This is a genomic window from Nostoc sp. ChiQUE02 (assembly GCF_034531305.2).
In the GTDB taxonomy this organism is placed as follows: Bacteria; Cyanobacteriota; Cyanobacteriia; order Cyanobacteriales; family Nostocaceae; genus Nostoc.
On the sequence record NZ_JAVRBN020000039.1, the window covers coordinates 1 to 21,830 of the forward strand.

Consider the following 21,830-nt stretch of genomic DNA (forward strand, 5'->3'; position numbering starts at 1 on the left):
TCTAACTGCTCCTGCTATCAACGGTTAATCATAGTCTGAGATTACGCTCTTCACGCTTATCTATAAGTCAAAGACGCTCTCCCGAAAGGGGGGGCGTCTTTGCATTGGGTTAATTGGTACGTTTTTTTGAAGTGCTAAATGATGGGTGTTACATCAAAACTAGACCGCTATAGTTGAGAACTTAGGCAATAATTATCAAAAAGTAAATTTTACGGGTAATAATTGCTAGCAGCACAGATAATTGCCTCAAAGCTCAATTATAAGGAGAAGCCAAGAATGATTTTACACCGTGGACGTAGGGTAGTAGCTGCTTTGTTGCTGTCGGTGGTACTACTGACAACAGCCTGTAGTCCAAAAACACCTGGACGTTTTGACCAAGTGCAAAAAGAAAGCACTCAACAAAGAAAGGGTCAGGCGGTGGCTAAAACCGCAACTCAGGGTAGCGAATTTAATAAATTTTTCCCTAATGCAGGTGATGGCTACCAGCGTGTCTATACCCAAGAGAAAAAAGGCTTTGCAGAAGCGAAGTTGAAAAAAGGCGGTAAAGATATAGCATTACTATCTATTTCTGATACTACCAGCACACCTAATGCAGCAGCAAAGTTCTCGAAGAGTACCAAAAAAATTGGTGGTTATCCCGCAATAGAAGTTGGTAAGACGCAAACTGCAATTTTGGTAGGTAAGTACCAAGTAAAAGCACTTTCTCGCGATTCATCATTTACAGCTAGCGATCGCGCAGATTGGCTAGAGAAGTTTAATCTTAATGGTCTGGCTAAACTGAAATGATTTGCACTACGAACATTCAGATAACAAAACTTAAATAAGGAGATTTTTGTGAGCAAATCGATTTTTGAGTTGGTTGATCAATTGCCAACCGGCGGCTTAACTGTTTCTCTATTAAAGTCCCTTGATTTTGTTGCTCCTGGCCAGTGGCACAATACCGTCGGCTTTGTCAACACTATTAAGAATGTCACTGGCGAAGACGACGAAGATTTAATTCAGCAAATTGGCGAAAGAGCGATTTATTTATTCAACGACAAATCCCAAGGATACCAAACAGCCTTGTGGTTATATCAAACTGTTGATGGTACAGATAAAGCGCTTGGTGCAGCAGCTTTAGCTAACAAAGTTGGCGAGAAAATTCCTTTGTTAGGTTTTTTAAACTCTGTGACTCCCAAACCAGACAAAGCTCAAACCATCGATTTGACATTGAAACTAGTTGCTGAGTTGGTAGCCTTCTGTCAAATTAACGGTATTCCTGGAGACAGTATTGGAGATTTTGTCGCCTCTTTAGGTGAGTATAGTGGTGAGTCACTCATCCGCATGGTGGCATTAGTTTGTGTTGATGGTTTGATACCTCTGGGCCCAGACTTCATCAGCAAAGCAATATCTGGGATTAATCAAACAAATCCACAGGAGTTAGAACAAAACTCGACTTTCCAAAACATCAAAGATGTGATTCCAGGGAACAATGCTGGCAGTAAACTCAACTTTATTGGCGAAAGCTTTGACTCAGTGAAAGGTTGGATGAATGGGCTAGTTAGCGCCAATAATTTAACGCCACAAAAGGTTGTCCACAACTTGCAAAGTTTTACCGATATTGCTGATGACAAGTTGGACTACCTCGCAGCCTTCCTAGATGTAGCAACGAATTATTATGAACACACCGGCACGCAAACTTTAGCACGTCGCTTGATTGAACGGGCAGTGGCTGAAATTTAGGTTGATGGGTAGTGGGGACTAGGGACTAGGAAGATTTCCCAATCCCCAATCCTTATTAAGGTAAACGCAAATCTGCTGCGATCGCATATAGGTAAGGTTGAAAAATAGCCAAGTTTTCCAGTTTTTCAAACTTACCTGTTTGCGTACCTGGGTCAAATGCAGTAGTAATTACGTAAAGTTTACTACCATCAAAGGCAACATGACTGATATGTTGCTCTTGTACTCCACCTTGTTCCTTGAGTCCGGCGAACCCATAGCGGATTCCCTGAAGCTTACCAATAGGTACTGGTTGCGGTGGGTAGGCTGAGAAAGTAATCTCTTTTCCATATTCACCCTGACGGTCTTTCGCAAAAGCAGCGTAGTGGTCTGCAACCCAAGCCTTGAGTGCTGATAATACCTGGGTTTGGTATTTGGAACTTTGGTAGTCTACTGAACCATTGGGAATACCAACTGCTACGAGTTTCTTTTGGAAATCCTCATTGTTTGCTAATGGGTAAACGTTAATCTCAACTGTACCCAAACGTTTGCCTTTGGAGGAGACACACAACAGAGGTGCATTTCCCTCACAAGCAGCAACTTGCCAGTTAGTTGGAGCAGCACTATTTCCCAGGATTTTCTGCCAGATATTTGCCTCATTAGAGTTGGGAAGTTTTGCAACCGTAGGGGGTTTTACCACTTTGGGTGGAGAAAATTGGGGAAGAACAAATTTTGCTCCCAGTGGTATTGACACCAGCAAAATAGAACCTAGTAATAAATGATAAAGTCGTAACATTTTATTGAAAATCCAGAGCCAACGATTGTAGACTAACGATATCTACAATACTTTATGGGTATAGAGGAAGATACATTTATATTGTTACAAGTTCCGCAAATGGAACTCAACAAACTATGTTGCTTTTATATGGTTATATACGGATAGTAGCGCTGAAAGCAAACACAGCGCTACTAAGAACAGTCTTGTTTATTAATGTATGCCTAATTACTTGTGACTTGCCGCAGGTATGGTAACAATGAAGAGATTCTGGCTGGATGTCAAATCTAAAGGCAAATTTGCTTGGACTTTTTAATTGAAGCGAGAACGTTGTTGACGACGTTGCTTATGCCTAGCAATTGCTTTACGCTTCTCCTTTTCTATCGGCGTCTCGAAGTGACGCTTTTTTCTCATATCTTGGAAAATTCCTGCTTTAGAAACTTCCCGCTTAAATCTTCTTAAGGCTGATTCAATACCTTCATTCTCCCCTAAAACTACTTGTGTCATTCTCATTCCTCCTTAATATGGATGAATAGTTCAAGACTAGATACAAAATAAAATATTCCAGCAGAGTGGAGCCTTTGGCTTTATCTGCTGGAGACTCTAAATGTGAAACTTTAAGAAATCGACTTTAGTAGCGATTATTGTTGCGGCGGGCATTACCGCCACCCCAGCTACCACGAGGAGAACTGCTTCTTTCCTCACGAGGTTTAGCTTTGTTCACTTTCAAATCACGTCCCATCCACTCAGCACCATCAAGTGCATCAATGGCTGCTTGTTCTTGTGTGTCTGATTCCATTTCCACAAAAGCGAACCCACGCGGCCGGCCTGTTTCCCGATCTGTGGGTAGTTGAACACGATTTACTGTTCCGTATTCTGCAAAAGCCTGCTTTAGGTCCTCTTCTGTAACCTGATAGGACAGGTTTCCGACGTAAATTGACATAGAAATCTCCGAATTCAGGGAGTGTAGAGAGTTAAATTCGGAGAGACACTTTTTAGAAATCAAAACGAGTTACTCAACCGAAAATAATCTTTATGTCCATGAGTGTAGCACAGCCTTCAGCCTTTGAATATCGCCAGATAGTGAATTTTATTCACAAATCAAACCATTAGCGCAGGTTTAAAGAGCTTCTAATAACAGGCTTTTGTTGCTTGTACTATAAAAAGTTACACTTTTAACAGCAAATGAGTATTAACTAGCGATCGCTCAGGTATTTAGTTTCTTGAAAATTAAGCTGTGGACTAAAAGGTAAAGATTATTATCGGTAGTGGGGCTAATCATAGCATGAGTAACTGTTTTAAAAGCAAATTAAAAAATATTCATCCTCAAATGCCCCATTAGCTATGCTCAAACTGCGCTAAAACCCTTTCTGCTTCTTTACACAGTGCTTCGTGATATTCACCGTTACTAGCCAGCAAACCTCCCCATTGATTGATATCACCAGTGTTATACTGCAACGGAGTGCCGTCGAAGTGAGTAAATTTACCACCAGCTTCTGTTAAAATCAGTTCTGGGGCTGCTATGTCCCAATCTTTGGGCGCAGACTTGCCGGAAAGGGAAATGTAGATATCTGCCTGTTGCTCGACAATGGTGGCGATTTTGCAGCCTACACTACCCACAGATTTATGATTTTGACAGGGTAAATGTTGTAGTAAATAATCTAAGCGTTGGTTGCGGTGAGAGCGACTAACGACTAAGGTTAAATCCTCAACTCGTTTACCTGAGGAGACTTGTAAAGGAACGGAACCATCACGGGTTTCTACAAATGTACCCCCGCCTTTGGTAGCGTAATATAACTTTTGAGCCTCTGGGACTGCCACCACTGCCAACACTGGGCGTGTTTCCTTAACTAAAGCGATGTGAACTGCATAGTCCCCAGTTTTTTCGATAAAGTCTCGTGTACCATCCAAAGGGTCAATTATCCACACCCAAGGATCAGAAGAATGTGTACCCGTACTTGGCGATTGATAGGTTTCTTCGCTGATGTAAGCAAAATCTTCGTTACCCAAAGCTGCTTGTAGCTTCTGCAAAATGTATTGACTCACAGCTACATCGGCAACAGTGACAGGCTCATTTTGTTTATATTGTATTTCTAAGTTAGGGTCTTTTGCAGTGCCGTGGTAATAGGATTGCAATATATCTGCTGCGCCCCAACCTACCTCACGAGCGATCGCTAATATTTCTTGTAAGTCTTTCATTAATTTAGCCTACAGCGGTGCGCCCCTAGTTTAAATCCATCCAGTGCCGGGTACCAAAAAATTTACAGGAATCAGCAGCAATATTAGCTGCCAGTGCCAGTGCATCAGTAAAACTTTCTCTTAAAATGTAATCACAGAAAGCACCGTGGAAAATATCTCCAGCCCCTAATGTATCAACCGCTTGAATCTGCGGCACATCTACGATACCAGTTTTAGTGCAACTTAAGTATTCAATTGGTTTTTGTCCGTGGGTAATGGCGATGTGAGGAATGTCAAATCTGCCCAGATAGGCAAAAACGTCTTCTCCAGTCTGGCAGTTGGGGGGAAAAAAATTAGCCGAACAGATGGCGTAATCTACAAACGGCAAAATTTGCTCAAATCCAGGCTTCCAACTACCACCATCAATTACTACTGGGATATTCTTAGCTTTCGCCATTTGGGCTATAGAATAACTAACCACCATCTGATGTCCATCAATCAGTACTATATCGACATTTTGCAAAATATCTGGCGGGATAGATGCGCTACTGGGTTGAGTTTTAACAGCATTGATGGAAACCACGGCTCGTTCACCCGTGGTTTGGGTGACAATGATTGAGGAGACAGGCGGTGCTAAATCAGTGGTAGGCTCAAGGTCTGCGATCGCAACTTTGTAATTTGCCAAATCACCTCGAACTAGCTGTGTCATGGGGTGAGAACCCACTACACCCAAGACTGTAGCCTGATTTCCTAAATGGCTGAAAGTCACAGCCGCGTTTGTTGCTGGGCCACCTGCCGCTACAGTATAGTCAGTAGCCACAATCTTCTGATTATTTTTAGGAGCAGAGTCAGCAAGGTAAATTAAATCTAAGGTTACTAAACCTACAAATAATCCACGATTCGATTTTGGATTTTGGACTTCGGCTACGCTCAGTCGAACGATTTTGGACGATCCATTTGTCATATATGTTCGTATAGCTGCATAAATTATTATTTTTAACTCTTGTACAGACGCGATTCATCGCGTCTCTCCTGTCTCTCCTGCACAGACGCGATGAATCACGTCTCTACAAATTCCTAACTTTCTCTCATGCAAACCGATCCAAAACCAGGAACACTTTACGTCGTCGGCACACCAATTGGCAACCTGGAAGATATGACCTTTCGGGCGGTGCGAATTTTGCAGACTGTGGATATCATTGCTGCGGAAGACACGCGTCACACAGGGAAACTGCTACAGCATTTTCAAGTTAAAACACCCCAGGTGAGTTACCACGAACACAATCGTACCAGCCGCATCCCAGAACTATTAGAGCATTTAGTTAACGATAAAGCGATCGCTCTGGTGAGCGATGCCGGAATGCCAGGAATTTCCGATCCTGGATATGAACTGGTGAAAGCCTGTATTGAGGCGGGAATTACAGTAGTTCCCATTCCTGGCGCTAGTGCAGCAATTACCGCTTTGAGTGCAGCTGGACTACCAACGGATCGGTTTGTCTTTGAAGGCTTTCTCCCAGCTAAAAGTCAACAGAGACAAGAACATTTAGAATCTCTGCAAACAGAATCTCGCACATTGATTTTTTACGAATCGCCCCACCGATTGCGAGATACTTTGCAAGACTTAGCTCTTGTTTGGGGAAGCGATCGCCAAATTGTGCTAGGGCGCGAGTTAACAAAATTGTATGAGGAATTTTGGCGGGGAACAATTGCCGAAGCGATCGCTCACTACAGCCAACGAGAACCCCAAGGTGAATATACATTAGTAGTGGCGGGAATTCCACCGAATCAGCCCCAACTGACAGAAGAAGAATTGAAAGCCGAATTGAAACAGTTAATTAGTCAGGGAATATCGCGATCGCAAGCTAGCCGTCAGTTAGCAAAATTTACCTCCCTTCCCCGTCGCCAACTCTATCAACTAGCTCTTTCTTTAGTCCTCAGTTCTGAGTCTTGAAATGCTAATACCGCTTTCATAAAATCGCAAATTTAAATCTATATTTCCCTTCTGTGAATCATTGAATCTAGAAAATTTTCTACTTGATATTTTAGGAAAAGCTTAATTCTAAAGTCGAGTTTACAGGGAGCATCTCAACTTTTGTCAAAGGATGTCTAGTCCTGGCGAATAGAATTCGCACGCCAGTTGCTAAATAACCGGAACGCTAAAAGCGAACAAACAGGTAGAGCAGGACGCCAGTCACCTGCGACGGAAAATCCGTCTTCTGAAAAGGGAGATGCACTCGCGTGCTGGCTCCCCAACGCACTGGCTTGGCTATACAGACAAAACCAAGCGTATTGGGTTATATAATTCAAGTAAAAAAAGTATGATTGCCATACTAAAGACATTATTGTTACTAATTTATATATTCATCCTCAAAGACGACCTGATGAATATTCAAATGATATCTAAAGATTTTTGACATTAGTTCTCTAGATAGATCAGGAATTTTATAGGCAAACTTTAATATTAAATAGTCAAAAGCAAACAAAGCAAATCCTCACGAGGGAGAAATTATATGACTAACATTATTGCTTGGCTGGTTTTGGGTTTAATTGCAGGTGCGTTAGCTAAGTTATTTTATCCAGGAACCCAAGGTGGCGGTATTCTCTCCACCATTGTATTAGGAATACTTGGAGCCGTAGTCGGGGGTTATTTGGGTCAAGCTTTGCTAGGAAGTAGTTCGGCAGCTGCGGCATCTGTAGGAGCTTTATCCCTGGGAAGCATTTTATTTGCTGTTCTTGGTGCCATGCTACTGATCTTCCTTTGGGGTTTAGTAACTCGTCGTGCTGTGTAATTACCTCAAATTAGCTAATACTCTTGGGAATCACTTGTAGCTGCAATAAACCGATAAAATGACATTAGAAAAAGAGCGAACAACTATAGGAGTTTTCGCTACAAGTTCGGATGCACAATTAGCACTTCAGGAACTAAAAGCTGCTAATTTTCCAATGCATAAAGTTTCTGTAATTGCACAGGATGCAGAAGAACAAAGTGATATTGCTGGTGTTGAATATAAAGAGTGCACTGGCAATATATCCTCAGACGATGCTGCTGGAGGTTTTACTGGTAGCGCTTTAGAGGGTCTTACTGGCTTATTAGTCGGTTTAGTTCTCTGGGTAATTCCTGGTATAGGTCGAGTCATCTTAGCGGGAGCAGAAGCAACTGCGATCGCTACCACTCTAGCAGGTGGTGCGATCAATTCAACCACAGGCGGTTTGCGTCGTGTGTTACGAGGTTTAGGAATTTCTCAAGAACAAGCACAGGGTTACAGCGATCTAGTTTGTAAAGGTTACTATTTGGTGATAGTAATCGGTATAGACATAGAGATTCGTGTTGCTAAGAGGGTTTTTAATCGCCGTGATATTCAACAGTGGGGTATTTATAAGCCATACTCGACCCCAAATAGTCGCTATAAAAATGCAGTTGGTGTTTTTTCTACCCGTCAAGATACAGAAAGAGCACTTACTGAACTGAAAACCGCTGGTTTTCCGATGAGTCAAGTGTCGGTAATTGCTAAAGATACAAACACACTTAATGGTCTTACTGAAGTAGATATCAGTAGTTCCAAAGATAACTACACTACTTTAGGAATTCCTGACGATCTAGCCAGAGATTATGAACATCAAGTGAGCCTTGGTAATTACCTATTGGTCGTAAGTAGTACTGATATCTACATGGCAGGTGCAAGAGCTATTTTAGAGAGTAACAAGGTTCAACATCTTCGGATCTATAGCCAATCTGTAGTTAATGCAACTAGAAGCGATCGCCATGTTATTAGTCAAGATTAGTTAGTACCAATCTTTACTTTTAGCTAAACATCAAAATCTCAAGAGGTTTGATACCAGACCGAGATTGTGTATAATTCTGCAAATTTATAGGAAAAGACATTATTTGTCCTTCAAATGAATAGAAGTTGGCTTTTAAAGCCTTAAATTTCCATCAGATTACTGCTTGGGATAACTCACGTTAGGGCTGAACTCTATAATGATGTACAATAGCGTTGATGTTATGTTGAAGAGCGATAGATACTATAGCAATCAAAATTGAAACGTGAGAAAATACGGAGAATAAAAGTAGGTATTTATAGGCTTTTCAGCGATTTTATATCTTACAAATGATTTAGGATTGCTATATATATTTAAAATTTATAGTAATTATGGTTGAATGAGCTTAATTTTCGCTATCCGCCTGCTCTTTACTATCCAGTATAGTAGGGCGTAACTAAACCAGCTATTCCAAATAAATGAAACGCTTACGGTATAGAAATTATAAATTCCGTAGTAGCGCTTTGAGTTCCCTGTAGGGTATTACGAATTCTGAATTTCGCATAGCAATACTAGCCTTTTTGTCAGCCATAACAGTTGTTTACCCATCACAACAAAATATTGAGCGATCGTTAAATTACTTAATGTCTTCCAATCACGTTTTGAGTAAAAGATCATTTCAAACTAATAAAATCTTACCTCTAACAGGCTACTCTTGGAGTAAAATAATATCTGTTTCAAATAGTAAAATGGTAGTTTCATAACCAATCCTACCCATTTCTGGCTCTGAACCCATTTCCATTTCTACAAGATACGACCAGTTTCCAGAGTAAGGACAATATTGTATTATGGTTCCCAATCCACCGATAAATTCTACCTTTTGTCCTTTGCAGAATTTTGGTCTTGTTAGGTTAACTACTGCGCTCATAAAAACCACCATTTTTTAGTTAAAGCCTGTTGTTAAATTTATAATCTAATAACAAGTCTTTAATTATCCATCACAAGATTGAATTAAAAAGCCAATTGGCTGGTTCTTTGGAAAGAAGTTACACTATCTCAAGGTTTAATATTAAGCTGGATATCAAAATGTTAGATAATATTAGAATTTAATGTATTTTTTTATAAAAAGTTTATAAATTTATTTATTATAAATTATTAAGATGCAAGTAATATCATTCGACTGGGCAAAAAATTAGGCAGATAACGAAATATTATAAATTTGTATAGCTAAATCATAATCCGAATAGTGCCAAAAAAATATAAATAATTGAAATAGCTACCTGGAATAATGTTGAAACGTTTGACGATTGGAAGCAAAATAGGAATTAGTTTTGCTCTGAGTTTGGCAACTCTGACCACTATTGGTCTAATTTCCTACCAAAGCACCAATGAGCTAATTGAAACTTCGCGCAAAGAAAGCCATACCTACCAGGTGTTAAGTCAACTTGAAGACCTCAACTTGCAACTAACAAATGCTGAGACTGGACAACGCGGCTACATTATTACTGGAGAACAACGCTATTTAGAACCTTATAACGCTGCCATTCAAGTACTAAATCAAAAATTCAAGGAACTTCAAAGGTTAACAGCAGATAACCCCAACCAACAAAATCGCCTTGATATTTTGCAGCCACTGCTAACAGAGAGAATGGCTGTAATGAAAGATGTCATTGACCTACGGCAAAGCCAAGGCGTGGAACTTGCCCAAAAAGCTATCCTGACAGACCAGGGTAAGCAGCTGATGGATAAGATCCAGAAAATTATCCAGGCGATGAAAGCTGAGGAGAATACACTGCTGAAACAGCGCTCTGCTAAAGCACAAGCTGCTGCTCAAAAAACGATCGCCAGCATTGTTTATAGTATTCCTTTATTTTCTTTGATCTTAGCTTTGATCGGATTTATCCTCACCCGACATATCTCAGTACCACTGAAGCGAGTTTCTGATTTGGCTCAAAAGGTGGCGGATGGGGATTTATTGGTGAGTTTACCAGATAGTGATCGCCAGGATGAAATTGGCGTGTTGACGCGTACCTTCAACCAGATGATCGTTAATCTGCGAAACACAACTCAAAAAAATGACGAGCAAAACTGGCTAAAGTCTAATTTGGCTGAATTTACCCAAATGCTCCAAGGGCAGCGAAATCTAGAAAGTGCATCTCGCCTGATCTTGTCGAATCTAGCACCACTGATTGGGGCATCGCAGGGCGTTTTTTATTTTATCGAGTCTATAGACGACCAGCCCGTACTAAAGTTGTTGAGTAGTTATGCTTACAAAGAGCGGAAAAATCTGGCAAACCAGTTTCGTTTGGGCGAGGGACTGGTGGGACAATGTGCCCTAGAAAAACAAAGAATCCTCCTCACGGAAGTTCCTAGTGATTATATCCGCATCAGTTCCGGCTTGGGAGAAGCTCCACCGCTAAATATTATTGTGTTGCCTATATTGTTTGAGACGCAGGTGAGTGCTGTTATTGAACTTGCCTCTTTTGGGTCTTTCAGCCATCTGCATCTGACCTTTTTAGAGCAATTGAGTGAAATTCTGGGTGTATTTTTAAATAATATTGCCTCACAATTGCAAACTCAGCAACTACTTGAAGAGTCTGTTGCTTTAACAGAGGAACTGCAAAGCCAGCAAGAAGAACTACAGCAAAGCAATCAACGCTTAGAAGAACAGGCGCACGAGTTGGAGGAATCACAATTTCTTGTCAAGCAGTCTAACGAAGAATTACAGCAACTAAATGAGGAGCTAGAAGAAAAGGCAAAATTATTAGAAGTCCAAAATCAAGAAGTTGCCCGCAAGAACCAAGAAGTTGAGCGGGCGAGGCAGTCTTTGGAAGAAAAAGCTCAACAACTCGCTTTGTCTTCCAAATACAAGTCGGAATTTCTGGCGAATATGTCCCACGAGTTACGGACACCGCTAAATAGCCTGTTAATTTTAGCAAGGCTGTTAGCAGATAACTCTTTTAACAACTTAACCGACAAACAGGTAGAGTACAGCCGGACTATTTACTCGGCTGGGACTGATTTACTAGAGTTAATCAATGACATTCTCGATTTGGCAAAAATTGAGTCGGGTACTATGTCGCTCGATATTGAGCAAATTGCTTTTGCAGATTTGGAGACATCTCTAGAGCAGACTTTCCGGCAAGTTGCCCACAATAAAGAACTCAGTTTTACTATTGAACGGGATGAGAATTTACCGCCGACAATTTATAACGACTCCAAACGTCTGCAACAAGTCCTAAAAAATCTCCTAGCTAACGCCTTTAAGTTTACCGAACAGGGAGGCGTAAAGTTACAAATTGGCATAGCAACTAAGGCAGCTGAAGTTGATAATCCTATGATTGCTTTTGCAGTTAGCGACACGGGCATAGGCATTGCAGGCGAGAAGCAGAAGATTATTTTCGAGGCATTTCAGCAGGCAGATGGTACAACCAGCCGCAAGTACGGGGGAACTGGCTTGGGCTTGTCTATCAGCCGCGAATTGGCTCAATTGTTGGGAGGGAGAATTGAACTAGTCAGCCAACCAGGCCAGGGAAGCACCTTCACTCTTTACTTGCCCAGGCGACAGGAAGAGAAGGGTAAAAATCCTCTCACTTCACCACCTTCTGGACCAATCAGCTCCTTTCACGCAGCATCGACCCTAAAAGAAGTGCCGCTAGTGGAAAACAGACCGACAACTGTAGACATCACTCCATCAGCGAAAGTCCTTCCCAGCTTACCCAACGATATCCCAGATGACCGGGAAATCATTCAACCGGGCGATCGCATTTTGCTAATTATCGAAGATGACGATAAATTTGCCCGCATCTTACTAGATATGGCCCGCGAGCAAGGTTTTAAAACCATCGTTGCCTTACAGAGCAAACAAGGTCTAGCACTAGCGCAACAGTTTAAACCCAATGCGATTATGCTAGATATCCACATGCCAGAAATGGATGGTTGGACGGTGCTGGATCGTCTTAAACATAAGCCAGATACTAGACACATACCAGTACATATACTTTCTGTTGATGAAAGACAGCAACGGGGATTACAGTTAGGAGCGATTACCTATCTACAAAAACCTGTTTCTCCAGAAGCGCTAACTCAGGTATTAACTGAGATTAAAGGCTTTATTGAGCGTCAGGTAAAAAACCTCCTAATTGTAGAAGATGACCCCGTACAAGCCCAAAGTATTATCGAACTGATCGGTAATGGCGATGTTCAGAGTACAGCAGTGGGTACGGGGGCAGAAGCCCTCTCGATTTTGCGATCGCATCACTTTGATTGTATGGTACTGGATCTTGGTCTGCCCGATATGAGCGGGTTTTCACTAATTGAGCAGATAAAGCTTGAACCGAGGCTTTTGAAACTGCCAATCATCGTTTATACCGGCAAAGAACTCAGCCGACAAGAAGAAACCAAGCTGCGGGGACTAGCAGAGACAATTATCATTAAAAATGTGCGATCGCCAGAGCGGTTGTTAGATGAAACTGCCTTGTTTTTGCATCGGGTACAAGCAAATTTGCCTCCACCAAAGCGTCAAATGCTAGAGCAACTACATCAAACTGACCCGGTGCTGGCTAATCGGAAAATTTTGATTGTAGATGATGACCTGCGAAATATTTTTGCCCTCACCAGCTTTTTAGAAAGCTATCAAATGCAAGTGCTGTTTGCCGAAAATGGCAGAGATGGCGTAGAGAGGCTGCAAACTAATCCTGACATTAATATAGTTTTGATGGATATCATGATGCCGGAAATGGATGGTTATGAAACCACCCGCGCCATCCGCCAGCAACAACAGTTTCGTTCCTTACCAATAATTGCTTTAACTGCTAAAGCCATGCCAGGCGATCGCGAAAAGTGCATCGAAGCTGGAGCCTCTGACTACATCACCAAACCTGTAGATACTGAGCAACTGCTTTCACTACTTCGGGTTTGGCTGTATCGGTAAGGGAGTAGGATTAGGGGAAGCAGGGGAAGAAAAAGTTTTATCCGAGTAGTGTTAGGAGTAGCAGCTTAGAAGCTCAAATTGTTTGTGTTCATTTTGAAATTTCTCCCCGTGTCTTTGCGTAAGAGCGTCAGTTTATCCAAACATCCTCTGAGACGTTTCATCACTTTGTAATCAACCAATCATCTTCTCTAAAGCAACCTGTAAATCTTTTGTCAAATTGCTCACAGCTTGTCTAGCCGCCTGGCGATCGCCTTGACAATTGCGAAAGCGCTCCGTAACTGAAATTGGCTCTCCCACAGTGATTTGTGCCTGCCGCAAACCTAAGCGAGGTCGCCCTGGAAGTGTTGTATCCTGAATTCTAGAAAGCATATCGAATACAAGCAAAGCAGTTTCTGCAAACCGTTCCGCCGTTGGTTGTTCCTGAATATAAGTAGCTGTGACTGCAACAAAACTTTCCACTATCCGCATGTGCCGCATTCGCAAGTCTGCTTCCTCTGCAATCCAGTCTGCCAAACCGCGTTTAAAGGGTGCTAAAGCATTGATATCTGGCAAATCTTCCCGATAAATGTAATTCCAGCCAGCTTCTTCCAAACGGCGACAGCGGTCAATAAAATTACCCTGCCCTTGAACTTCAAAATATTGCTCGGTAACTTGTAAAGCTTTATCTAGTAAGCGATGAAGTCGGGCAATTAAGACTTGATTAGAACTAGCAGATTCATCAGTTGAGATGGTTTTTGGAATGTCTTGATGATAGAAGCGACGATAAAACTCTTCCATCTCGGTAATGAGGTATTCAGCCAACCTATACAGGCGTTGATAGTAAATCTCTTCGCGATTGCCCGAATCAATTTCCTTTACTGCCAAGCCACTATCAGCTTCCAACTTACTCAGCAGCCAATCCAGTTTAGACCAAGGTGGCTCAACGTAGCGATACTGGATGGCGATCGGCACAACGATCACAGTCTCAGTCCGGTTGGCTTTTTGTAAATCTTCTACACACCAGAACCCCATTTGAGCAACACCAGGTTCCAGTGGGCTAACAATACCACTATGACCATTAGTACCGCCTTCTGGTGCAACTGCGATCGGTAGTTCGCCATTAGCAAACAACTCCCGTGCTGTTTGAATAGCTTGGCGATCTAGTCGTCTACCGCGATGAACTGGCACACCCCCCAGCCGAGAGAATAACCAACCTAACCACTTTCCAGCCCAAACCGTCATACCCCGGTCATAGAGAAAATAGCTGTGAACAAGGGATTGTAGTGTAATACCTTCCTGACGAGCAACTTTTGGCACAATCCGAGAAAGCAAATACAGCATACAGAGAGGATCTTCCACTTCTGGGTGGCGAAATGCCAACAACAAGCGAATTTTTCCCGCCTGGAATTGTTGATAAAGTTCAGCTAATACCTCAACATTCTTGGCTTCAATCCGGACAATCCCAGCTGGTAGCCAAGGGCGAGTGCGAAACCGTAGTGCCATCGGCAGTAACCACCGAACAATCTGGAGTACCAGCCGGTTCAACCGTTGGGGAATAAATTTAAGTGGTGGTTGAGTAGAGTGAATCGATCTAGGCAAGTCGCTCTCCAGATTGTATTTCTAGCGATTGTACAACGTGGGGTCTTGGTTTTGCGTAAACCCGCAGTCTCTTGTCGTTAAACATTTCAATCCCCACGTTTCGCTCTCTTGGTTACTCAGTATTCAGCACGGGCTAAACGCCCCGCTACTACAAACCCTAAGTATCGAATAAAAATTAGTTTTGATGTTTAGGAAAATTTCGAAATAAATAACCAAACACTGCCAGGTTCAACACAAAAATCAATATTTTTATCGGAGATAACCCGCGAATCAATTCATAAATTTCTGGTGGAATACTGATACCGACAAGTCCCAACACCAAGACATGTGCCCAACGCTTTTCGTACCATAAACCAACGGCTTCAATACTAGTCACAATAGCATAAACTCCTGTTCCAATGCCGCTAAATGCCAATGTTCGGGGATTTAAGTTAATAACTTTCTTTAAAAGCCAATCAATAATTATCGATTTACCTTCTAAAACATAATTTTCTGAAAAAGCCTCTAGAGTTTGATAATTTTTTAATGTCAATAATAAAGCGATCGAAGTAACCATAAGCAGCAAGGCGGCAAATGATTTGTAGAGAACAATTGCCACTAACCCCAATGGACGCTTTTTCAAACAACCCCCTAAGTATATATAAGTCGAATTTTGATTAACTTGCTCTGGATAATGCCAACTAAGACGCTTATTGTAGCAGTACTGTATCGCCCCATCTTTCCACTTTTCCCAACAAGTAAACTAAATGTTTATTACTACACTATTCCTGACAGCTTCATAGCTTCACTCGAATGGGTGAGAAAGAATTCAACTGATCGGATGATCTAAGTATACGAGGCTAAGGTTTATAACAAAGGAGACACTGTTACTAAAAAAGATTAATTAAACCTCATCTGGTTAAGGATAACCCTATGAAACTTGCAACTTTGATTAATTCTGGAGTTATGATTGCTGCTGTTGCCCTCACATCTGGAATTGCTAACGCTCAACCAGCTACAAATAACAACTACGCCAAGGATGAGCCAATCAAACTTGCTATCAATTCCCATGCTTTACTCAGTAATTCCACGACTACTAGTTATCTCCAACCCTTCAATCTTGTTTCTCTTGCTTACCAAGGTGGTTTAGAGCAGCAGGGTATTCCCAGTGGGGGAACTCTGATTTCTGAACGCCAGAACAGAAATATTGTTGCGGAAGATTTAGTTAAGGCTGCTGTCACTGCCAAGAAATTACCGCCGCAAATTTTGAACGATCAAAATTATCTAAGTGCTGTCAAGGCACAGTTCACTTCATTATCTAGAGATTTCTCTAACTAAGTACGGCTTTGGATGGGGGCAATTAAATGCAATATTAACTTTTCTCTCCTCTAACCCCTTGCCTACCAAGGAAAATAAGCCTATTTCTTCATAGAGAATGGGCTTTTGATTGACATTGTATTTGCGATCGCACATTCAGATAAATCATATCCAGTGGAGGTTAGCGGACTCGAACCGCTGACATCCTGCTTGCAAAGCAGGCGCTCTACCAACTGAGCTAAACCCCCGTAAAATTAAAATAGTAGATAACTATGATTGCCGTTGTTATTCTAACTTATATTGTTCCATTACCAAAGGGATGAAGCCAGAAAATATCCAAGTTGTTGCAGCACTGTATAAATTTGTCAAGCTACCAGATTTTGCCGAGAAACGAGATCCTCTGTTATCTTACTGCCAAGCGCAAGGTGTCAAGGGAACAATTTTGCTGGCACAAGAAGGCATTAACGGTACAATTGCGGGTTCGCGTCAGGCGATTGACTCTGTTCTCTGGTTTGTGCGTTCTGACCCCCGTTTAGCAGACCTCGAATACAAAGAGTCCCACACCGAAACCCCGCCCTTTGAGCGGATGAAGGTGCGGTTGAAGCAGGAAATTGTCACTTTGGGGTTGCCGGAAATTGACCCGAATGAGCAAGTTGGTACTTATGTCAATCCCCAGGAATGGAATGATTTAATTTCTGATCCAGAAGTAATCGTGATTGACACCCGCAATGATTATGAGGTGAATATTGGTACTTTTCAAGGGGCGGAAAATCCGCAAACTGAATCATTCCGCGAATTTCCCGATTATGTGCGCCACCGCCTCGACCCAACTAAACACAAAAAGGTTGCTCTGTTTTGTACAGGCGGCATTCGCTGTGAAAAAGCCTCATCCTTCATGCTTGCCCAAGGTTTTGCAGAAGTCTATCATCTCAAAGGCGGCATTCTTAAGTATTTGCAGGAAGTTCCAGCCCAAGAAAGTTTATGGGAAGGGGAATGTTTTGTCTTTGATGAGCGGGTAGCTGTCAGTCATGGGTTGGAGGCAGGAAGTTATGAGTTGTGCCTCTGTTGTGGGCGTCCGATTTCTGAAGAAGATAAGGTGTCTCCCAAATATGAGCAAGGTATCTCTTGTCCCTATTGTTTTGATAGCCTTACCGAGGAGAAAAGAGCGCGTCAGCAGGAAAAATGGCGTCATTACCAAACCCAAGTTGGTAGCAAAAATCAGGATGTGAGTTCATAAGAAAAGCGAGATTTAAATGCGCTCATTCATTAGCTTCAGTCAAGGATAATTCTGAATTTAAAGGCAAAACTACTGTAAATGTAGTACCAACTCCAACTTGACTTGTGACACTGATTTGACCCCTGTGAGCATCAACGCATCTTTTAACGATTACTAACCCCAATCCAGTACCCTGAATTGATTGGACATTTGAGGCTCGGTAGAATGATTCAAAAAGTCGAGCTTGGTCTGGTTCGGGAATGCCCATACCTTGATCTTGAATATAAAAAATTGCTACTTTCTCAATCGGGTCGCATATTAAATCAAACTGAATCTTGCCACCTCTTGGTGAATATTTAACCGCGTTTGAGAGTAGATTCCCGAACATGTAATGTAAGAGTCCTTCATCCATTACAGCGTCGGTATGTTCGCTATGACAGGTAAAAGCAATTTCATACACACTACTTTCAACAATAGAAAAATCTTCGATTAACTCTAGACAGAATTGCTCTAAGTTAAGGGGAGCAGGGTTGTATACGAGTTTTTTTGCCTCCGCTCGACCCATAAACAACACCTCTTCCATGAGTTTTTCCATAGATTGCACAGCACCTTGAATTCGCTTTAAATAGATGCCTCTTTTTGCATCTGTCAAATTTGCTCCTTGCATTTCTATGAGTTCTACTGCCGTTTGAATAACAGTCAGAGGATTACGAAACTCATGAGATACGGTAGAGATAAATAAGGACTTGAGACGGTTAAGTTCTTGTTCCTTCTGCAATGCTTGCTCTAGCAATTTTGTTTGGCGTCGTTCGCTAAGATCCCAGAAAACAATTACTACACCATTTATCTGGTCAGGTCGTCGCTTCAGTGGTGAAGCACTATCGCCAATTGGAACTCTTTTTCCGTTTTTTGTAATTAGAGATGTGAATTCCCCTAAGTAAACAACCTGTTGCTCCCGCAGCACTTTTGTCACAGGGTTTTCTAATGTAGTCTCTGTAACTTCATCGACAATATGAAAAATCTTCGCCGCCTCATTTCCTAAAGCATCTTTTTGCTGCCAGCCAGTCAGCACCTCAGCTGCGGGATTCATGAATGTCACCGTTCCCTGCTCATTTGTAGCGATTACAGCATCACTCATTGAGTTTAAAAGGGTTGCTAACTGATCTCGATTCTCTCGGAGATCGCGTTCTAACTGATGTTTTAAAAGACCAATCTCAATTGCTATTCTTAAATCTTTTGTAGTAAATGGTTTAACAATGTATCCGAAAGGTTGGGTAATTTTAGCTCTTTCTAAAGTATGATCGTCACCATAAGCAGTTAAATAAATTATAGGTACATCTAACTGCTCACGAATCTGACTGGCAGTAGCAATACCGTCCATCTCACCTTTAAGAATAATATCCATTAATATTAATTCTGGTTGAGTTTCCGATGCTTTGGCAATGGCAACTTTTCCAGATGAAGCTGTACCTGTAACAATGTATCCTAGTTGACTGAGTTGGCTGGCAATAGTTCTAGCCACAATCACTTCATCTTCAACGACTAAAATCCTAGCTTGACCCATTTGATATTTATTGATGCAAAGTTAACTGCGTGAATTGGATTTTGAATACTGTTCCACGATCGCGTTCTAGAGTAATGTCGCCTTCTAGCTGTTCTGTAACCAAGTCATGTACTAACGACAAACCCAAAGAATCAGTATTTCTCCAATCTAAATTATCTGGTAAACCAATCCCATTGTCTCGGATAGTCATCTCGATATTATTGCCAACATTACGTAAAGCAATACTGATTATGCCTACTTGTTGGTTGGGAAAAGCGTGCTTGAGGGCATTAGAGATTAATTCGTTAATAACCAGTCCACAGGCAATAGCTTGGTCAACATTCAAATTCAATGGATCTATATCAGTTTCTAGAGCGATTTTACTAGGGCATATTTGATAGGAAATTAGCAAGCTTGCTGCTAAATTGCTAATATAGTCAGCAACATCAATTTGCCCAATATTAGCGGAAGTATATAAATTTTTGTGAATTAGAGAGATTGACTCAATTCGGTTTTGACTTTCTCGAAGAACTTTGATTACTTCCGGATCTTTGAGTGTTTGAGACTGAAGTTGCAATAGACTGGAGACAATTTGCAAATTATTTTTAACTCGATGATGGACTTCCTTTAATAGAACTTCTTTTTCAACCAAGGTATTTCTTAATTTTACTTGAGCTTTTTGTCTTTGAATAAGTTCAGTTTGAGCTTGCTCAAAGATACTGGATTGTTGAATCGCGATCGCTATTTGGACTGTAAGTTGATCGAGCAAATCTAATTGATTTTCTTTCCAGTCGCGAAAACCAGAGCATTGGTGCGCCACCAGTAAACCCCAAAGGTGAGAGCTAGGGTTTTTAGAGCTTACTTCTAGTAAAATGGGTACGACTAAATTTGCTTTAACCTCAAACTGTTCTAACAGGCTAATATGGCAATCAGTTAGTCCAGCTTCATAAATATTAGCGATCGCTCGTTTGTGTCCCTGATAATACTCTACTCCTGCGCCTGTTTGAAAACACGTATCATGAATCTGCACGCCCAAAGAAACTGTCCATCCAGGTTCCACTGATTCTGCCACAATTGTGCCGATCATCTCTGAATCAAACTGATAAACTACCACTCGATCAACCCCAAGTAAATCTCGTACTTCTTGAGTTGTTGCATTCAGAATATCTTGGAGATTTAAAGATTGACGAATCCGTTGAGCAACGGTTCGCATCAATTGCTCCCGTTCCGCTTGGGCTTTTAAAGTTAGTTCAGTTCGCTTACGTTCTGTGATATCTTGCCCAATACCGATAATTTGACCATTTGAAAGGGAAACATTAGTCCAAGACGTATCCAGCAAACGACCATCGCACACCTGAGTTTTAAAGTCACCCCAATTACGTTGTGCAGACTGCATAAAATTAATTACATACTGACGATATTCAGCATTAGGGTATAACGCTTCCAAAACATCGTGAGTTTGGAAATCTTGGAATTTCCAACCTAGAACATTTTCCCATTCTTGGTTTACCCACTGGAGTCTACCATTGGCATCAATGAGGCTAATCATCAACGGTATACTCTCAAAAATTATCCGTAAAAACTCATTTTGCTCTTGAAGTTTTGTTTCTACATTTTTTCGGTCATTAATATCATAAAAAACTGTTAAAATTGCTGATTCATTATTAAAAGTTAAATATTGTAGTGCAGCGATCGCCCAAAAATAAGTTCCATCTGCTCTTTTTAATTGGAGTTCATAATTATGAATAAAGCCATATTGATTAAGAATTTTTAACAGCGATTCTAAATCTGTAAAGTTATGATATATATCTAATAAAGTTTTGTGATTAACTAAATACTCTGGAGAAAACCGAAATGTTTGAAGAAACTCTGGATTAGCGTATAAAATCAACCCATCAGATACACGTGAAATAATGAATGGAACAGGAATGGCTTCAGAAATGACTTGAAATCTGGCTTCACTTTCCTGAAGAGTTTTTTCTATTCGTTTGTGTTCTGTGATGTCTCGGATATTAACTAACCGAGCGTTATAACTGCCATAGTCTATTGTATGTGTGACAATTTCTACATCAATAATCTGTCCGTCTTTTCGCTTATGTCGCCATTGTCCAGTAAAGTCTAAATTAGAGTACTTTTTTGCTAAATAGTCCATGAAGATAGGCACATCTTCTGGAGGGCGAATGTCAGTCGTTCGCATTTGCAAGAATTCTTCTCGTGAATAGCCATAGTGGACAACAGCAGCTTCATTTACATCTAAAAATTGCAGATTATTCTGGTTATATACCCACATTGGATTGGGATTTTTAGAGAAAAGGAGATTAAAGCTCCTTTGGCTATCATCAATAATTTTTTGTCGATGTAGCTCTAAATACCTGATTACTTGTCGGGCCAACTGTTGTAAGGCGACTTGCTCTTTAACAGGCAAATTTCGCGGTACAAAATCAATTATACAAAGACTACCTAATGCAAAGCCGCTTGAGGTGATTAGGGGAACTCCCCCATAGAATCGGAAATAATTATTTGATGTTACAAGGGGATTTGTCGCAAACCGTTCATCTTGCAAAGTGTCGGAAATGATTAATATTTGATCTTCCAAGATAGTATAACTACCAAAGGAAATGCTTCGAGGAACTTCCGATATGGTTACTCCGATTTTTGACTTGAACCATTCTCGTTCTGCATCAACTAGGCTAATTAGAGCGATTGGTGTTTCACAAAGATTAGCAGCTAGTTGAGCTAGTTCATCAAAAAGTTCTTCTGGTGGCGTATCTAAAATTTGATATTGATTAAGTACTTCTAGACGTTGACTTTCATTTTCTGGAAATAGCATTAGTGGTTGTGTGACAAAATTTTT

General features: G+C 41.2%; 18 protein-coding genes and 1 tRNA gene. 8 read left to right on the forward strand and 11 right to left on the reverse strand.

Translation table 11 applies throughout. The annotated features are described in order from the left end of the window. Positions 1–276 precede the first annotated feature (276 nt). Positions 277–786: a hypothetical protein gene (locus RM347_RS28040; protein ID WP_322718763.1), complete on the forward strand. Its 510-nt coding sequence runs from the start codon at positions 277–279 to the stop codon at positions 784–786. 48 nt (positions 787–834) lie between these two features. After that, positions 835–1,722, forward strand: a complete 888-nt coding sequence (locus tag RM347_RS28045) for a hypothetical protein (RefSeq protein WP_322718762.1) — start codon at positions 835–837, stop codon at positions 1,720–1,722. 55 nt (positions 1,723–1,777) lie between these two features. On the opposite strand, the gene RM347_RS28050 is transcribed toward RM347_RS28045, so the two are convergent. The 5 genes from RM347_RS28050 to RM347_RS28070 all read right to left on the reverse strand — a co-directional run bounded on the left by RM347_RS28050 (position 1,778) and on the right by RM347_RS28070 (position 5,615). Continuing rightward, positions 1,778–2,494, reverse strand: coding sequence for a hypothetical protein (locus RM347_RS28050; RefSeq protein WP_322718761.1), 717 nt, complete (start codon positions 2,492–2,494; stop codon positions 1,778–1,780). A gap of 291 nt (positions 2,495–2,785) precedes the next feature. Next, on the reverse strand, positions 2,786–2,980 hold the full coding sequence (rpsU, locus tag RM347_RS28055; RefSeq protein ID WP_069073011.1) for a 30S ribosomal protein S21: 195 nt from the start codon (positions 2,978–2,980) through the stop codon (positions 2,786–2,788). Positions 2,981–3,104: 124 nt separating this feature from the next. Next, complete coding sequence (locus tag RM347_RS28060; protein WP_094348369.1) at positions 3,105–3,416, reverse strand: RNA recognition motif domain-containing protein; 312 nt, start codon at positions 3,414–3,416, stop codon at positions 3,105–3,107. 395 nt (positions 3,417–3,811) lie between these two features. Then, on the reverse strand, positions 3,812–4,672 hold the full coding sequence (locus RM347_RS28065) for a 3'(2'),5'-bisphosphate nucleotidase CysQ family protein (RefSeq protein WP_322718760.1): 861 nt from the start codon (positions 4,670–4,672) through the stop codon (positions 3,812–3,814). Positions 4,673–4,697: 25 nt separating this feature from the next. Continuing rightward, on the reverse strand, positions 4,698–5,615 hold the full coding sequence (locus RM347_RS28070) for a sugar kinase (protein WP_322718759.1): 918 nt from the start codon (positions 5,613–5,615) through the stop codon (positions 4,698–4,700). A gap of 126 nt (positions 5,616–5,741) precedes the next feature. Here RM347_RS28070 and rsmI point away from each other — a divergent pair, with 126 nt between their 5' ends. The 3 genes from rsmI (at position 5,742) to RM347_RS28085 (ending at position 8,434) form a co-directional block, all read left to right on the forward strand. Further along, on the forward strand, positions 5,742–6,602 hold the full coding sequence (gene rsmI / locus RM347_RS28075) for a 16S rRNA (cytidine(1402)-2'-O)-methyltransferase (protein ID WP_322718758.1): 861 nt from the start codon (positions 5,742–5,744) through the stop codon (positions 6,600–6,602). Between the two features lie 559 nt (positions 6,603–7,161). After that, the gene (locus RM347_RS28080; protein ID WP_322718757.1) at positions 7,162–7,440 is read left to right on the forward strand and encodes a GlsB/YeaQ/YmgE family stress response membrane protein; all 279 of its coding nucleotides are present in this window, start codon (positions 7,162–7,164) and stop codon (positions 7,438–7,440) included. A gap of 58 nt (positions 7,441–7,498) precedes the next feature. Continuing rightward, positions 7,499–8,434 (forward strand): general stress protein, encoded by a 936-nt coding sequence (locus RM347_RS28085; RefSeq protein ID WP_322718756.1) that lies wholly within the window; start codon positions 7,499–7,501, stop codon positions 8,432–8,434. A 685-nt stretch (positions 8,435–9,119) separates the two neighbouring features. On the opposite strand, the gene RM347_RS28090 is transcribed toward RM347_RS28085, so the two are convergent. Next, positions 9,120–9,338 carry a hypothetical protein gene (locus tag RM347_RS28090; protein ID WP_322718755.1) on the reverse strand — a complete coding sequence of 73 codons (219 nt, stop codon included), beginning with the start codon at positions 9,336–9,338 and terminating at the stop codon, positions 9,120–9,122. A gap of 360 nt (positions 9,339–9,698) precedes the next feature. Here RM347_RS28090 and RM347_RS28095 point away from each other — a divergent pair, with 360 nt between their 5' ends. Beyond that, positions 9,699–13,343 carry a response regulator gene (locus RM347_RS28095; protein ID WP_322718754.1) on the forward strand — a complete coding sequence of 1,215 codons (3,645 nt, stop codon included), beginning with the start codon at positions 9,699–9,701 and terminating at the stop codon, positions 13,341–13,343. A 171-nt stretch (positions 13,344–13,514) separates the two neighbouring features. Here the strand turns inward: RM347_RS28095 and RM347_RS28100 are convergent, their stop codons facing one another. Both RM347_RS28100 and RM347_RS28105 read right to left on the reverse strand, forming a co-directional pair. Next, positions 13,515–14,921: a lysophospholipid acyltransferase family protein gene (locus RM347_RS28100; protein ID WP_322718753.1), complete on the reverse strand. Its 1,407-nt coding sequence runs from the start codon at positions 14,919–14,921 to the stop codon at positions 13,515–13,517. Between the two features lie 175 nt (positions 14,922–15,096). Continuing rightward, positions 15,097–15,543: a DUF2127 domain-containing protein gene (locus tag RM347_RS28105; RefSeq protein WP_322718752.1), complete on the reverse strand. Its 447-nt coding sequence runs from the start codon at positions 15,541–15,543 to the stop codon at positions 15,097–15,099. A 290-nt stretch (positions 15,544–15,833) separates the two neighbouring features. On the opposite strand from RM347_RS28105, the gene RM347_RS28110 reads away from it, so the two are divergent. After that, on the forward strand, positions 15,834–16,238 hold the full coding sequence (locus tag RM347_RS28110; RefSeq protein WP_322718751.1) for a hypothetical protein: 405 nt from the start codon (positions 15,834–15,836) through the stop codon (positions 16,236–16,238). A gap of 154 nt (positions 16,239–16,392) precedes the next feature. On the opposite strand, the gene RM347_RS28115 is transcribed toward RM347_RS28110, so the two are convergent. Next, positions 16,393–16,465: transfer RNA gene (locus RM347_RS28115), tRNA-Ala, on the reverse strand. A 71-nt stretch (positions 16,466–16,536) separates the two neighbouring features. On the opposite strand from RM347_RS28115, the gene RM347_RS28120 reads away from it, so the two are divergent. Continuing rightward, positions 16,537–17,454 (forward strand): rhodanese-related sulfurtransferase, encoded by a 918-nt coding sequence (locus RM347_RS28120; protein WP_322718750.1) that lies wholly within the window; start codon positions 16,537–16,539, stop codon positions 17,452–17,454. 22 nt (positions 17,455–17,476) lie between these two features. Here RM347_RS28120 and RM347_RS28125 read toward each other — a convergent pair whose 3' ends face one another. After that, positions 17,477–18,997, reverse strand: a complete 1,521-nt coding sequence (locus tag RM347_RS28125; protein ID WP_322718749.1) for a hybrid sensor histidine kinase/response regulator — start codon at positions 18,995–18,997, stop codon at positions 17,477–17,479. A 7-nt stretch (positions 18,998–19,004) separates the two neighbouring features. Further along, positions 19,005–21,806 (reverse strand): PAS domain S-box protein, encoded by a 2,802-nt coding sequence (locus RM347_RS28130; protein WP_322718748.1) that lies wholly within the window; start codon positions 21,804–21,806, stop codon positions 19,005–19,007. Positions 21,807–21,830 lie beyond the last annotated feature (24 nt).

Bases quoted from the DNA above. Each gene is read 5' to 3' on its own strand.
- rpsU (WP_069073011.1), bottom strand. From the start codon at position 2,980: ATGACACAAGTAGTTTTAGGGGAGAATGAAGGTATTGAATCAGCCTTA.
- RM347_RS28110 (WP_322718751.1), top strand. From the start codon at position 15,834: ATGAAACTTGCAACTTTGATTAATTCTGGAGTTATGATTGCTGCTGTT.
- RM347_RS28080 (WP_322718757.1), top strand. From the start codon at position 7,162: ATGACTAACATTATTGCTTGGCTGGTTTTGGGTTTAATTGCAGGTGCG.
- RM347_RS28065 (WP_322718760.1), bottom strand. From the start codon at position 4,672: ATGAAAGACTTACAAGAAATATTAGCGATCGCTCGTGAGGTAGGTTGG.
- rsmI (WP_322718758.1), top strand. From the start codon at position 5,742: ATGCAAACCGATCCAAAACCAGGAACACTTTACGTCGTCGGCACACCA.
- RM347_RS28060 (WP_094348369.1), bottom strand. From the start codon at position 3,416: ATGTCAATTTACGTCGGAAACCTGTCCTATCAGGTTACAGAAGAGGAC.
- RM347_RS28090 (WP_322718755.1), bottom strand. From the start codon at position 9,338: ATGAGCGCAGTAGTTAACCTAACAAGACCAAAATTCTGCAAAGGACAA.
- RM347_RS28130 (WP_322718748.1), bottom strand. From the start codon at position 21,806: ATGCTATTTCCAGAAAATGAAAGTCAACGTCTAGAAGTACTTAATCAA.
- RM347_RS28125 (WP_322718749.1), bottom strand. From the start codon at position 18,997: ATGGGTCAAGCTAGGATTTTAGTCGTTGAAGATGAAGTGATTGTGGCT.
- RM347_RS28095 (WP_322718754.1), top strand. From the start codon at position 9,699: ATGTTGAAACGTTTGACGATTGGAAGCAAAATAGGAATTAGTTTTGCT.
- RM347_RS28120 (WP_322718750.1), top strand. From the start codon at position 16,537: ATGAAGCCAGAAAATATCCAAGTTGTTGCAGCACTGTATAAATTTGTC.
- RM347_RS28040 (WP_322718763.1), top strand. From the start codon at position 277: ATGATTTTACACCGTGGACGTAGGGTAGTAGCTGCTTTGTTGCTGTCG.
- RM347_RS28070 (WP_322718759.1), bottom strand. From the start codon at position 5,615: ATGACAAATGGATCGTCCAAAATCGTTCGACTGAGCGTAGCCGAAGTC.
- RM347_RS28085 (WP_322718756.1), top strand. From the start codon at position 7,499: ATGACATTAGAAAAAGAGCGAACAACTATAGGAGTTTTCGCTACAAGT.
- RM347_RS28050 (WP_322718761.1), bottom strand. From the start codon at position 2,494: ATGTTACGACTTTATCATTTATTACTAGGTTCTATTTTGCTGGTGTCA.